Origin of the sequence: Xanthobacter tagetidis (assembly GCF_003667445.1) — a bacterium.
GTDB lineage: Bacteria > Pseudomonadota > Alphaproteobacteria > Rhizobiales > Xanthobacteraceae > Xanthobacter > Xanthobacter tagetidis.
On record NZ_RCTF01000024.1, the window covers coordinates 24,996 to 37,980 of the forward strand.

11 protein-coding genes are annotated in these 12,985 nt (G+C 69.4%); all 11 read right to left on the bottom strand.

The features are described 5' to 3' along the window. Positions 1-2: 2 nt before the first annotated feature. On the bottom strand, positions 3-1,313 hold the full coding sequence (locus tag D9R14_RS21015; protein WP_121625325.1) for a TRAP transporter large permease: 1,311 nt from the start codon (positions 1,311-1,313) through the stop codon (positions 3-5). Then, positions 1,310-1,834 carry a TRAP transporter small permease subunit gene (locus D9R14_RS21020; protein WP_121625326.1) on the bottom strand — a complete coding sequence of 175 codons (525 nt, stop codon included), beginning with the start codon at positions 1,832-1,834 and terminating at the stop codon, positions 1,310-1,312. The genes D9R14_RS21015 and D9R14_RS21020 overlap by 4 nt, the downstream gene beginning before the upstream one ends. Before the next feature lie 58 nt (positions 1,835-1,892). Continuing rightward, complete coding sequence (gene dctP, locus D9R14_RS21025; protein WP_170168696.1) at positions 1,893-2,918, bottom strand: TRAP transporter substrate-binding protein DctP; 1,026 nt, start codon at positions 2,916-2,918, stop codon at positions 1,893-1,895. Positions 2,919-2,992: 74 nt separating this feature from the next. After that, positions 2,993-4,204: a CaiB/BaiF CoA transferase family protein gene (locus D9R14_RS21030; RefSeq protein WP_210210894.1), complete on the bottom strand. Its 1,212-nt coding sequence runs from the start codon at positions 4,202-4,204 to the stop codon at positions 2,993-2,995. A gap of 24 nt (positions 4,205-4,228) precedes the next feature. Next, positions 4,229-4,963, bottom strand: coding sequence for a GntR family transcriptional regulator (locus D9R14_RS21035; protein ID WP_170168697.1), 735 nt, complete (start codon positions 4,961-4,963; stop codon positions 4,229-4,231). 225 nt (positions 4,964-5,188) lie between these two features. Next, a complete protein-coding gene (locus D9R14_RS21040; protein ID WP_121625329.1) occupies positions 5,189-6,148 on the bottom strand; it encodes a LysR substrate-binding domain-containing protein in 960 nt (319 codons plus the stop codon). Positions 6,149-6,380: 232 nt separating this feature from the next. After that, positions 6,381-8,045 carry a thiamine pyrophosphate-binding protein gene (locus D9R14_RS21045; RefSeq protein WP_121625330.1) on the bottom strand — a complete coding sequence of 555 codons (1,665 nt, stop codon included), beginning with the start codon at positions 8,043-8,045 and terminating at the stop codon, positions 6,381-6,383. Between the two features lie 10 nt (positions 8,046-8,055). Then, complete coding sequence (locus D9R14_RS21050) at positions 8,056-9,525, bottom strand: aldehyde dehydrogenase family protein (RefSeq protein WP_210210895.1); 1,470 nt, start codon at positions 9,523-9,525, stop codon at positions 8,056-8,058. Positions 9,526-9,545: 20 nt separating this feature from the next. Continuing rightward, on the bottom strand, positions 9,546-11,057 hold the full coding sequence (locus tag D9R14_RS21055; RefSeq protein ID WP_121625331.1) for a tripartite tricarboxylate transporter permease: 1,512 nt from the start codon (positions 11,055-11,057) through the stop codon (positions 9,546-9,548). Next, positions 11,054-11,503, bottom strand: a complete 450-nt coding sequence (locus D9R14_RS21060; RefSeq protein ID WP_170168698.1) for a tripartite tricarboxylate transporter TctB family protein — start codon at positions 11,501-11,503, stop codon at positions 11,054-11,056. Before D9R14_RS21060 ends, D9R14_RS21055 begins: the two co-directional genes overlap by 4 nt. A 146-nt stretch (positions 11,504-11,649) precedes the next feature. Next, complete coding sequence (locus D9R14_RS21065; protein ID WP_121625333.1) at positions 11,650-12,615, bottom strand: Bug family tripartite tricarboxylate transporter substrate binding protein; 966 nt, start codon at positions 12,613-12,615, stop codon at positions 11,650-11,652. Positions 12,616-12,985 lie beyond the last annotated feature (370 nt).

Sequence of the window (12,985 nt, forward strand, 5' to 3'; positions counted from 1 at the left end):
GGTCATCGTCCAACCCCCAGAAGCAGATCCGGCAGGCCCGTGGCGATGCCGGGAAAGATGCACATCAGCACGATGAACCCGGCCATCAGCGCCACGAAGGGAAGCGATCCCCACAGAACGTCCGTGGCCGGGATGCTCGGCGCCACGCCGCGGATCACGAACAGGTTCATGCCCACCGGCGGCGTGATGAGGCCGATCTCCAGGTTGATGGTGAGGATGACGCCGAACCAGATCAGGTCCACGTCCCCGGTGGCGAGCACCGGCGCCAGCACCGGCATGCTCATGAGGATGATCGCCACCGGCGGCAGGAAGCAGCCCACCACCAGCAGGAACAGGTTGATGACCAGGATCAGGCCCCATTTGCCGAGGTCGAGCCCCACCATCCATTCCGCGAGCGTCTGGGTGATGTAGAGGTAGCTCATCATGAAGGAGAACAGCGCCGCCGCGGCGATGATCATCAGGATCATCGAGGTTTCGCGGGTGGAGCTGACCAGGATGAGCCAGAGCTGCGGCAGGCGCGTGCGGTAGACGATCATCACCATCATGAGCGCCATCAGCGCGGCGACGCCGGCCACCTCCGACGGGGTGGCGATGCCGCCGTACATGAAGACCGTGACGGCCACGATGATGCCGAGGAAGGGCAGGACGCGGCCGATGCCCTCCATCTTCTGCTTCAGCGAGAAATGCTCCGCCAGCGGCACCCCGCGCGCCGCGCGCCAGCTGGCGAGCCAGGCATAGGCGGAGAAGATCAGCACCAGGAGGATGCCCGGCACCACGCCCGCCAGGAACAGGCGGGCGATGGAGGTTTCCGTCACCAGCCCGTAGATGATGAAGGTGATGGAGGGCGGGATCAGGATGCCGAGCGTGCCGCCGGCGGCGATGGAGCCGGCCGCGAGCGCGCGCGGCACGCCCCGGCGCAGCATCTCGGGAATGCCGACCTTGCCGATGGCCGCGGCGGTCGCGGGGCTCGATCCGCACAGGGCCGAGAACAGGCCGCAGGCGAAGATGTTGGCGATCACGAGGCCGCCGGGCAGGCGGTAGAGCCAGCGGTGCAGGCTCTCATAGAGGTCCGTCCCCGCCCGCGACAGGCCGATGGCCGCCCCCAGCACCACGAACATGGGCACCGTGAGCAAGGCGAAGGACGACAGCTCGGACATGAAGGTCTCGGGGATCGCACTCAGCGCGTCGGGGCCGCCGAAGATCGCCAGGAAGGCGATGGCGACGGCGGCGAGGCCGAAGGCGATGGAGACACCCGAGCACAGGACCACGATGGTGGCGACCAGCAGCAGGGCGCCGATTTCCATCTCGCTCATGACACGCCTCCGGGGGCTTCGCTCGCGGCCTCGGCAGCGGCAGGGCCGGGCTGCCGCAGGCGGGCGATGGCGACGATGTATTGCAGGGCCGTCACGCCCAGGCCGAGCGGCATGGTGGCGTATTTGGGCCAGAGATAGGGGGTCCACACGCCGAGCACCTTCTCGCCCGAGGCGTAGGCGCGCAGCGTCAGCTCCAGGCCGACATAAGCGAGATAGGCGCACACGACGAAGCCGAGCACGTTGCCGACCAGAGCGAGCTTGCGGCGCGCGCCGTCCGACAGGGTCGCGTCCAGCAGCTCCATGCCGATATGGCCGTTGGTGCGCAGCGTGAACGGCGAGGCCAGGAACACCGCCGCCACCGCGAGATAGATGCTGGTCTCCAGCTCCCAGCTGTTGACGCCGCCGATGGCGCGCCAGAACACCATCCAGGACACCGCCAGGATGGCGCCGAGCAGGCACAGGGCCGCGGCGCCGGCCATCACGGTTCCGGCCCGGTCGACGAGACGAGCGAATGTTTCCATGGGAACTCCCTCCCGCGCATGGGCCGGCCGCGCGGACGCGCAGCCGGCCCGCACGGCGTCAGTTGGCTTGGGCGCGCAGGATGGTGACGATTTCCTTGGCGCGCGGGCTCACGGCCTCGAACGCGGTCCAGGAGGTCTTCTGGGCGATCGCGATCCAGGCGTCGTATTCGGCCTTGGTCATCTGGCGCACCTCGGCCCCCGCCTTCTTGAAGGTTTCGACCGTCTTCTGGCCCACCTCCAGCTGCTCGGCGAGGAAGGAGGCGTCGGTGATCGCGGCGGCTTCCTCGAAGGCCTTCTGCTGGGCAGGCGTGAGCTTGTCCCAGGCGGACTTCGAGATCACCAGCGGCTGGAGCACCATGAACACGGAATAGTCGCCGCCGATGGTGGCGAACTTGGTCTGCTCGTAGAGGCGGGTGGAAAGCAGGGTCTCGAACGAGGTCATGAGCCCGTCCAGCACGCCGGTCTGCACCGCGTTGTAGAGCTCGGTGGAGGGCATGGAGAACACCGAGGCGCCGGCGGCCGACAGCATCAGGTCGACGGTCTTGTCGGCACCGCGCATCTTGAGGCCCTTCACGGACTCGGGGCCGGTGATGGGCCGCACCCGGTTGGCGAAGCCGCCTTCGGTCCACCACCAGGTCAGGATGTGCAGGCCGTTGGCCTCGGCCACCTCCTGAACCTTCTGGTGGAAGGCGCCGCCCTTGAGCTTGGCGGCGTTGGCGACGTTCCCCACCGCGCCGGGCAGGATCGTGGCCGAGAATTCCGGCACCTTGCCGACGCCGTAGATCAGCGGGAACACCGACATCTCGATGGTGCCCTGCTGGAGCGCGTCCACCTGCTGGATCGGGTTCGAGATCAGCGAGGAGCCGGGATAGATCCGGAACTTGATGGAGGGGTCGCGCTTCTGCACCTCCTTCACGAACTCGCGGGCGGCGCGGTCGCGGCCGTCGGTGCCCTGCTTCCACTGGTGGGTGAGCTTCAGCTCGACGGTCTGGGCCGCGGCGGCGGTCAGTCCGGCGGTCAGGCCCGCAGTCAGGCCCGCAGCCATGGCGAGGGCGACTGCTGCCGCCCGGAACGTGGTCTTCATCGGCGTCTCCTCCGTGTTCGACCTGCTCTTGCGGCAGGCCCTCTCGTCGTTCGTGCCGCGCATCTGCGGCGGGATCAGGCGATCGCCTTGAGGTCGCGCAGGCCGGCGATCTCGGCGTCGGTGAGGCCGCAGTCGCGCAGCACCTCGTCGGTGTGCTCGCCGAAGCGCGGCGGCGGGCGCCGCACGCAGCTTCCGGCCAGGGCGCCGAGCCCCACCGGGCTCACCACCTGGCGCAGCGGCCCGACATCCGGGTGCTGCACGGTCTCGACCAGGCGCGCATGTGCGACCTGAGGCTCGGCGAACACGCCTTCCAGGTCGTTGATCGGGCCGGCGGGAATGCCGGCGGCCACCAATTGCTCGGTCCAGTGGTGGCGCGAGCCGGCGGCGAGCTTCGCCTCGATCAGGTCTTCGAGCGCCCCGCGGTTCGCCATGCGGCCGGCATTGTCGAGGAAGCGGGCATCGGACTTGAGTTCCGGCGCGCCGATGATGTCGCACAGGCGCAGCCACATTTCCTGGGTAGCGGCGCCGATATTGAGGTCGCCGTCGCCGGCGCGGAACACGCCGTAGGGCGCGATCACCGGGTGGGCCGAGCCGGCCGGGCCGGGAATTTCGCCCACGCTCAGATAGCGCTGGCCCTGCACGCTCAGGAGCCCGACGAGGCTCGCCAGAAGCGAGGTCTCCACGGTCTGGCCCCGTCCGGTGCGGCCGCGCTCGATCCAGGCGGCCAGCACGCCGATCACGGTCCACATGCCCGCCGTCAGGTCGCCGATGGCGGTGCCGACGCGCGTCGGCGCCGAGCCGGGCATGCCGGTGATGCTCATGAACCCGGCATAGCCCTGGGCGATCTGGTCGAAGCCGGGCCGGTCGCCGAGCGGGCCGTCCGGGCCGAAGCCGCTGATGCTGGCGACGATGAGGTCGGGCTTCTCGGCCTTCAGCGCCTCGGGATCGAGGCCCATGGCCTTGAGCGTGCCGGGCTTGAAGTTCTCGATCACCACGTCGCTCGCGAGCGCCATGCGGCGCAGCAGCTGCCGGCCGGCCTCGGAGCGGAACTCCACGCCGATGGCGCGCTTGTTGCGGTTCGCGGACAGGTAATAGACGCTCTCGCCGTGGTCGAAGGGGCCCCAGGCGCGGCTCATATCACCCGCGGGGGCCGGCTCCACCTTGATGACGTCGGCGCCGAGGTCGCCGAGGATCATGGTGCAGAACGGTCCCGCGAGGGCGCGGGTGAGGTCGAGGACCCTCATGCCGGCGAGCGGCAGGGGCGCGGCGGGCGCGGATGTGCTCAAGAGGTCACCTGGACGGGGCTGGGATTACTTGATGACGGTGAGGTAGGAGGGCGGAAGCTGCTCCAGGAGGATGGAGACGAGGTCGGTCTGCATCGTCAGGTGCGCCTTCATCGCGCGCTCGGCCTCCGGTTCGTCGAAGCCGAGGATCGCCCTGGCCACCTGCTCGTGCTCGCCACACGACTTGCGCATGCGCGACGGCGTGGTGAGCCAGAAGCGGCGGTAGGGCGCGAGGCGCTTGCGCAGATGGCTCGCCTGCTCGCACAGATAGTCGTTGTGGCTGCCGCGATAGACGATCTCGTGGAAGTTGAAATTGGCTTCCGTGTAGTCCTTGCAGGCCTCTTCGCTGTCGCCCTGGCTGTGGCGCTGGCAGCAGGCCAGAGCGTGCTCCAGCAGTTCGCGCTCGGCGCTGGTCATGCGGGCGGCGGCAAGGCCGGCGCACATGGCCTCCAGCGTCGCCATCACCTCGAACATCTGCACCATGCGCTGGAGCGAGAGCGGCGCGACGATGGCGCCGACGCGCTGGCGCACCTGCACGAAGTCGATGGCCGTGAGCTGGAGGATCGCCTCGCGGATGGGCGTCTTGGACACGCCGAAGCGCTCGGCCAGCGCGACGTCATCGAGCTTCTCGCCCGGCTGGAGGCGGCCGGAGACGATCTCCTGCTCCAGATAGCGATAGATCGCGTCCGCGTGGCTTCCGCCGACCTTTGCAGGCTTTGCGACTTTCGCCTCCGGCGCAGCCTTTGTCGGCCGCTTGCTCATGGGCGCCTCCCTCGATGAAAGGAGCATGGCGCGCTGGAATGTGCCGATCAAGGGAAAAAATATATTATTTTGACGATTAGCTATATTGCAGTGCAAAAATCGTATGTTTTTCCGAGATTTGAGCGCAGCTCACGGCGCGCCGCCGACGGGTCCGCCGGGGCGCCGGACCGCGCGGGGAAGCCGAAAATGGGAAGACCGGGACCGCCCGGCGGCGGCGAAGGCGGCTCAGTCGGCGAGCGTGTCCAGCACCCATTGCCGGAACAGCTGGGCCTTGCGCAGCTTGGACGCGCCCGGCGGCGAGACGACGAAATAGGCGGCCTTCGACGGCGCGCGAATCGAGAACGGCTCCACCAGCCGCCCGCTCTTGAGGTCGTCGGCCACCACCCCGGAGAGGGCGAGCGCGATGCCGAGCCCGTCCATCGCCGCCTGCATGGAGGTCACGAGATAGTCGCTGGTGAATTCGAGCCCGAACGCGATGTCCGGGATGCCCGCATGATCGAGCCAGAATGGCCAGTCGTCGGACAGGATGGTGGAACTGGTGCGGATGATGGTCTTGCCGGCGAGGTCGTCCGGCACGCGCAGCCGTTCGGCGTCGCGCAAGGCGGGGCTGCAGACCGGGAAGATCTCCTCCTCGCCGAGCTTCTCGGCGCTGAGCGCCGGCCAGTCGCCGTCGCCGTGCCAGATGCCGATATCGAAGCCGTGCGGCCCCAGCGGATGGAAGGCCTGCACCGTCATCAGCTTCAGCGCGATCGACGGGTAGAGCGCGCGGAAGCGCGGCAGAGCGGGGATCAGGCGCTTGATGGCGAAGGTGCCGAGGCACTGGATGGTGAGCACGTTCTCATCGTTGCTCTCGGCGGCGCGGTCGGTGGCGGCGGACAGGGCGATCAGGGACTGGCGCACGGTCTGGAGATATTCCGCGGCGACGTCGGTCAGCTTCACATTGTTGCCGGTGCGGTCGAACAGGCGGATGCCGAGCATCTCCTCCATCTTGCGGATCTGGTGGCTCACCGCGGTCTGGCTGAGATTCAGCTCGATGCCGGCGCGGGTGAAGCTGAGATGGCGCGCCACGGCCTCGAACACGATCAGGCTCATGGTGGAGGGCAGGCGGGTGCGCGTGAGCGGCCGCCCGTGGGGGCGCAGGAGTTCCGTGTCTTCGCCCGGTGCCGGCGGCTGCAACGTGCTCATGCTGATCCGCTTCCGTCCCTGACCGTCCGCTCCCACCGGCGCGCGGCTTGGCCGGGGCGTCCTTCAGGACGTCGACGGACTGCCGCTGTTCGTCCGGTCCCGCGCGGGAGGGACAAGCCCGTTCTGCGCGGAACCGGTGCGGCGGGTGGGGCAAAGGACGCCCGCCCGCCGGCCGGAGCGGGCAGCATACCGGCATCCCGAGGCCTGGGGCAAAGGCCGCCCCGAAAGCATGTCAGATGATCATGTCGGGCGTGAGCTGGTTGGGCGGCAGGCTGATCTCGATCAGCGCCGGCCCGCCGGCCGCAAGCGCCCGCTCCAGCGCGGCGGGGAAATCCGCGTCCGCCGCGACGCGCTCGCCGTGCGCGCCATAGGCGCGGGCGATGTCGGCGAAGCTCGGATTGGTGAGGCGGGTGCCGCTCTCGCGGCCGGGAAACTGCCGCTCCTGGTGCGCGCGGATCGAGCCGTAGGCGGTGTTGTTCACCACGATCACCACGATCGCGAGCTTGTGGTGGACGGCGGTGGCGAAGTCGGGCGAGGCCATCTGGAAGCAGCCGTCGCCGGCAAGCGCGACCACCGTGCGATCCGGATGGCGCAGCTTCGCCGCGATCGCCGCCGGCAGGCCGTAGCCCATGCAGCCGGACTTGGGGGCGAGCTGGGTGCGCAGCGTGCGATAGCGGAAGAAGCGGTGCAGCCAGATGGTGTAGTTGCCGGCGCCGTTGGTGACGATGGCGTCGTCCGGCAGCGCCGTCCGCAGGTGCTGGATCACCTTGGCGTAGTCGAAGCCTGCGGTTTTCGCGGGCGGCACCTGATAGGCCTCGTAGGCCGCGCGGCCCTCGGTGCGCCAGGCCGCCCAGCCCGCGGGATCGAGCGGCGCCATCTGCCGCAGCGCGGCGGCGAATTCCGGCGGCGCGGCGAGGATGGGCAGGTCGGCATTGTAGACCCGCCCCAGCTCTTCCGCGCCGGGGAAGACGTGGATCAGCGCCTGGTCCGGGTCCGGCACCTTCAGCGCGTCATAGGCCTTGCTCGTCACCTCGCCGATGCGGTCGCCGATCACCAGCAGCAAATCGGCGTCCTTCACCCGCCGGGTCAGAGCGCGGCTGGAGCCGAGGCTGAGGTCGCCCACATAGACGCTCGCCTCGTTCGAGACGATGTCCTGCGAGCGGAAGCCCGCCACCACGGGCAGGTCGCTCGCGCGCGCGAACGCGGTGATGTCGGCCGATGCTGCGTCGGTCCAGCCGCTGCCGCCGACGATGATGAGCGGGCGCTGCGCCGCCTGGAGCATCTGGCGCACCTGCGCCATGGCGGCCGGCGTGGGCGCGGCGGACACGGTCTTGAAGGCGGGGGCGTCGGCCACCGCGCTCATCTGGCTCAGCACGTCCTCGCCCACCGAGAGCACCACCGGGCCGGGGCGGCCGTGGGTGGCGACGTGGAAGGCGCGGCTGAGATATTCCGGGATCGCGTCGGCGCTCGGGATGTCGGCCGCCCATTTCGCCATGTCGGCGAAGGTGCGGCTGTAGTCGATCTCCTGGAACGCCTCGCGGCCCCGGTGCGCCTGCGGCACCTGGCCGATAATGAGGATGAAGGGCGTCGAGTCCTGGAACGCCGTATGCACGCCCACCGCCGCATGCATGGCGCCCGGCCCGCGGCTGACGATGCACAGGCCCGGGCGCCCGGTGAGCTTGCCGTCGGCTTCCGCCATGTGGGCGGCGTTCGCCTCGTGGCGGCACACGATGAAGCGTACGCCGCGCGCGGCATCGCGCAAGGCATCGAACACCGGCAGCGCGCTCTCACCCGGCACGCCGAAGATGCGGTCCGCGCCGTGGATGCGCAGGCCGTCCACGAGAATCGTGCCGCCCGAGCGCAAGGGGGCGGAGGAGGGGGCAGGCGAGGACGTCATGGCTCCGTCCTCACGCCGCCGGCTCGAAGACGCACAGCGTCTTCAGCTCGGAATAGAAGTCGAGCGAGCGCGCCCCGCCCTCGCGGCCGATGCCGGAGCGCTTGAAGCCGCCGAACGGCGCGCGCTCGTCGCGCACGCGCCAGCAGTTCGCCCACACCGTGCCGCTCTCAAGCCCGGCGCCCACCCGCTCCACGCGGGCGGGGTCGGTGCTCCAGACGGTGGCGGCAAGGCCGAACTCGGAGGCGTTGGCCCGGGCGACCACCTCGTCCTCGTCGTCGAAGACGGAGAGGTGCGCGCACGGGCCGAACACCTCGCGGCGGCAGATTTCCGCCGTGTCCGGCAGGCCGGCCCAGAGCGTGGGCTCGACCCAATAGCCGTGGGAGAAGGGGGCCGGCATCTCCAGCGCGCCGCCGCCGGCGAGCACCTGCGCGCCCTCCGCCTTCGCCGTGGCGTAGAGGCCGAGCACCTTCTCGCGCTGCACCGCGCTGATGGCCGGGCCGAGCGTCGTCTCCGGCGCGCGCGGATCGCCTGGCTTGAGGGCCTTGGCGGCGGCGACCAGGCCGGCCGCGAAGCGCTCGAAGATGGGGCGCTCGACGAACACCCGCTCGGTGGTGAGGCAGACCTGCCCGCAATTGTCGAACATGGAGCGCGCGGTGCCGGCGATGGCGGCATCGAGGTCGCAATCGGCGAAGATCAGCGCCGGATTCTTGCCGCCCAGCTCCAGCGACACCGGCCGCGGCCCGGCGGCGGCGGCGCGCATGATGGCTTCGCCCGTGCGCGTCTCCCCGGTGAAGGAGACCGCGTCGACGCCCGGATGGGAGACGAGGAACTGGCCCGCCGCGCTTGTGCCGTGGCCGTGCACCACGTTCAGCACCCCGTCCGGCAGGCCGCAGGCCTTGGCCATGCGCGCCAGCATGAGCGCGGTGCGGGGCGAGTGCTCGGAGGGCTTCACGACGATGGTATTGCCGCAGGCGAGCGCCGGCGCCACCTTCCAGGTGAGCAGCAGCAGCGGCAGGTTCCACGGGGCGACGATGCCGATCACGCCCACCGGATGGCGCAGCACGCGGTTGCGCGCCTTCCCGCCGGCGACCTTCGTCTCGTAGGTCTCTTCCGGCGCCTGCCGGGCGATCGCGGCGAAGGCCCGCACATTGGCGATCGCGCGCGGGATTTCGATATTGGTCGTCACCGTGACCGGCTTGCCGGTATCGGCGATCTCCGCGGCGACGATGGCAGCGAGGTTCGCCTCCATGTGAGCGGCGAGCCGTTCGAGGAAGGCGATGCGCTGGTCGGGCGTGGTGCGGCCCCACGGTCCGCGCAGCGCCGCGCGCGCGGCCGAAACGGCGGCGTCCACGAGGTCGGCGTCCGCCTCCGCCACGCGGGCATTGGGCTGGCCGGTGGCGGGATCGTGCTTGTCGAAGCCGGCGCCGAGCGGCACCTCGGCCCCGCCGACGAAGCAGGGAACGGGCTCGATGGAGCTCATGGGGCGTTTCCTCGTGGTTGTTATGCCTCCTCGTCCTGGAAGATCTCCTCGCGCCGCTTGCGGATGAAGGGCAGCGCCACGGAGATCAGCAGGGCAAGGGAGAGAAGCAGGAAGGCGAGGCTGATGGGGCGCTCCAGGAACACCATGGGGTCGCCCCGTCCGGTGATCATGCTGCGCCGGAAGTTCTCCTCGATCATCGGCCCCAGCACGAAGCCCATCAGCATCGGCGCCGGCTCGGCATCGAGCTTGCGCAGCAGGTAGCCGAGCAGGCCGAAGCCGATCATCAGATAGATGTCGAACACCGAGTTGCTGACCGAATAGACGCCGATCGAGCTGATGATGACGATCAGCAGGAACAGGAAGCGGTAGGGCAGGCGCAGGAGGCGCACCCACAGCCCGATCATCGGCAGGTTGATGATGATGAGCATCACGTTGCCGATGAACATGGAGGCGACGAGGCCCCAGAACAGGTCCGGCTGGCGCGTGATGACGTTCGGCCCCGGCGCGATGCCGTGCAGCGTGAGCGCGCCGACCATGAGCGCCATGGTGGCGCTGGTGGGCAGGCCCATGGTCAGGAGCGGAATGAACGAGGTCTGGGCCGCAGCGTTGTTGGCCGATTCCGGACCGGCGACCCCCTCGATGGCCCCCCGGCCGAAGCGCGAGGGCGTGCGGGAGACCTTCTTTTCCAGCGCGTAGGAGGAGAACGACGCCATGGTGGCGCCGCCGCCGGGCAGCACGCCCATCACCGTGCCGAGTCCGGTTCCGCGCAGGATCGCGCCCATGGCCTGGCGGATGACCGCGAACGAGGGCCACAGGTTGGTGATCTTGCTGCTGGTGACGGTCCGGCTGATGTCCTGCTCCAGGTTGCAGATCACCTCGGCGACGCCGAACAGGCCGAGGGCGATGGCGACGAAGCTCACCCCGTCGGACAGCTCGATGAAGTTGCCCGTGAGGCGCGGCATGCCGGTGTTCACGTCCATGCCGATCATGCCGAACAGGAGGCCGAGCACGATCATCGCCACGGCGCGGAACAGCGAGCCGTTGGCAAGCACCACCGCCGAGACGAGGCCGAACACCATGAGCGAGAAATAGTCCGGCGAGGTGAAGGACTGCGCCATGCGCGCCAGCGGCGGGCCGGCGAAGGCGATCACCAGCGTGCCGATGCAGCCGGCGATGAACGAGCCGATGGCGGCGATGGCGAGCGCCTGTCCGGCGCGGCCCTGCCGCGCCATCTGGTAGCCGTCGATGGCCGTGACCACCGAGGTGGATTCGCCCGGGATGTTGACCAGGATCGCGGTGGTGGAGCCGCCATACTGGGCGCCGTAATAGATGCCCGACAGCATGATGATGGCGCCGACCGGCTCAAGCGCGAAGGTGGCCGGCAGCAGCAGCGAGATGGTTGCCACCGGACCGAGCCCCGGCAGCACGCCGATCAGCGTGCCGAACAGCGCGCCGATCAGGCAGAACATCAGGTTGTCTAGGGTGAGGACGACGGCGAAGCCGTGGCCCAGCAGCTGAAGGCTCTCGATCATGGCCACACCTCCACCGGCAGGCCGAGCAGCCAGATGAACAGCGCCACCGAGCCCGCCGCCATGGCGGCGCCGAACAGCACGCTCTGCCACAGCACGCTCTCACGCGAGGCGAAGCTCGCGACCACGGTCTGGGCGAGGATGGCGACGACCAGCCCGAAGCGGTCGAGCAGCAGCGCGAAGACGAGGAACGAGCCGAGGATCAGCGCGCCCGCCCGCAGGTTCATCGGCGGCACCTCGGGGCCTTCCACGGCGAGGCCCCTGACCACCAGGACCGCGCCCATGACGGCGAGCACCGCGGCGATCATCAGCGGGAAGTAGCCCGGCCCCATGTCCAAAGCGGTGCCGATCTCCAGGCTCGAAATGTAGAACAGCGCGGCACTCGCGATGGCCACCAGCAGCAGGCCGGACCAGAAGTCCACCCCGCCGCGCACCAGCTTGATCCTCATCGTCCTTCTCCAGGCCTCGCGCGCCGCAATGCTGCCGGACCGGCGGCGGGAACGCCCGTCGGGACGTGGGGCGCGGGCGGCCGGACGAGGCGGGGCGCGCCTTCGCGTAAGCTGCCGGCCCGCCGCAGGAGCGGGCCGGCGATGCATCAGTTCTTGGTGGTCTTGATCTCCTTGAGGAGATCTGTCCACTGCGCCACTTCCTTGGCGATGGCGGCCTGGTACTCCTCCGGGGTGGTGAAGACCGGGGTGGCGCCGATCTTGGCGAGCGCCTCCTTCACCTCCGGGTCCTCGGCCATCTTCTTCAGCGCGGCGGACATGCGCTCGATCACCGGCTTCGGGGTGCCGGGAGGGGCGATGATGCCGTTCCAGGATTCCACCGAGAAGTCCTTCACGCCGGTCTCTTCCACGGTGGGCAGATCGGGCGTGAACGGGCTGCGCTTGCCCGAGGTGACGGCGATGCCGCGCACGGTGCCGGCCTCCATCTGGGGCAGGGCGTCGGTCATGTTGGTGAAGGAGAGGTCCACCTCGCCGGCCACCACGGCGGCGGTGGCGGGGGCGCCGCCCTTGAAGGGGACGTGCAGCATCTTGGTGCCGGTGCGGGCGTCGAACAGCTGCACCGAATAGTGCATCAGGCCGCCCGCGCCGCTCGAACCGTAGGTCAGCTTGCCGGGGTTGGCCTTGGCGTAGGCGATCAGCTCGGGGATGGTCTTGATCGGCAGCTTCGGGTTGACGATCACCGTCTGCGGGATGGTGCTGACGATGGAGATCGGCGCCAGGTCCTTCAGCGGATTGTACTGGGTGGTCTGCGCCACAGGTGCGACCGAGACCGCGCCGACGCTGCAGACGCAGAAGGTGTAGCCGTCCGCCGGCGACTTCGCCACGAGGTCGGTGCCGACGATGCCGCCGGCGCCGGGCTTGTTCTCCACCACCACGGTCTGGCCCAGCTCCTTCTCCAGGAAGCGGGCGGTGATGCGTCCGGTGAGGTCGGTGTAGCCGCCGGGCGCGTAGGGGACGACCAGCTTGATGGTCTTGGCCGGCCACTTCTCCTGGGCCAGCGCCGCGGGCGATGCCAGTATTGCGAAGGACATTACGGCCGCTGCGAGCGTCTTCATCTAGTTCTCCTCTGTCCTCGGAAGGTCCGGCGTTGAGCCGCCGCGTGATTTCGAGCCCGTGCGCGGCCGGAAGGCGCCGCCACATCGAAAGGCGGCCGGCTGCCATCGCGCCGGCCACCGCCATTTGTCGTATGTCAATTTTTAGCTAAGCGACAAAGCTAGTCAAGCCGCGAATGCGGGCACGCTGTGGCGCCGATGCAGGCACGCCGCGCAGTGGCCCCATTATGGACCGTCAACGCCGCGCGGGGGGTCGGATCGCCGCGGCCTGGAGGGAGGCTCGGCGACGAGATAACTTTTTTACAAAGCTAAAATGCGGGTGTTGGGCGCGATGGCGAAGCGCTGCGACGCCAGCCTACTCAAGGGGTAGGCG

Coding starts and splice junctions, on each gene's coding strand:
- D9R14_RS21050 (WP_210210895.1), bottom strand. CDS start 9,525: ATGAGCTCCATCGAGCCCGTTCCCTGCTTCGTCGGCGGGGCCGAGGTG.
- dctP (WP_170168696.1), bottom strand. CDS start 2,918: ATGAAGACCACGTTCCGGGCGGCAGCAGTCGCCCTCGCCATGGCTGCG.
- D9R14_RS21020 (WP_121625326.1), bottom strand. CDS start 1,834: ATGGAAACATTCGCTCGTCTCGTCGACCGGGCCGGAACCGTGATGGCC.
- D9R14_RS21060 (WP_170168698.1), bottom strand. CDS start 11,503: ATGAGGATCAAGCTGGTGCGCGGCGGGGTGGACTTCTGGTCCGGCCTG.
- D9R14_RS21015 (WP_121625325.1), bottom strand. CDS start 1,313: ATGAGCGAGATGGAAATCGGCGCCCTGCTGCTGGTCGCCACCATCGTG.
- D9R14_RS21040 (WP_121625329.1), bottom strand. CDS start 6,148: ATGAGCACGTTGCAGCCGCCGGCACCGGGCGAAGACACGGAACTCCTG.
- D9R14_RS21045 (WP_121625330.1), bottom strand. CDS start 8,045: ATGACGTCCTCGCCTGCCCCCTCCTCCGCCCCCTTGCGCTCGGGCGGC.
- D9R14_RS21065 (WP_121625333.1), bottom strand. CDS start 12,615: ATGAAGACGCTCGCAGCGGCCGTAATGTCCTTCGCAATACTGGCATCG.
- D9R14_RS21055 (WP_121625331.1), bottom strand. CDS start 11,057: ATGATCGAGAGCCTTCAGCTGCTGGGCCACGGCTTCGCCGTCGTCCTC.
- D9R14_RS21035 (WP_170168697.1), bottom strand. CDS start 4,963: ATGAGCAAGCGGCCGACAAAGGCTGCGCCGGAGGCGAAAGTCGCAAAG.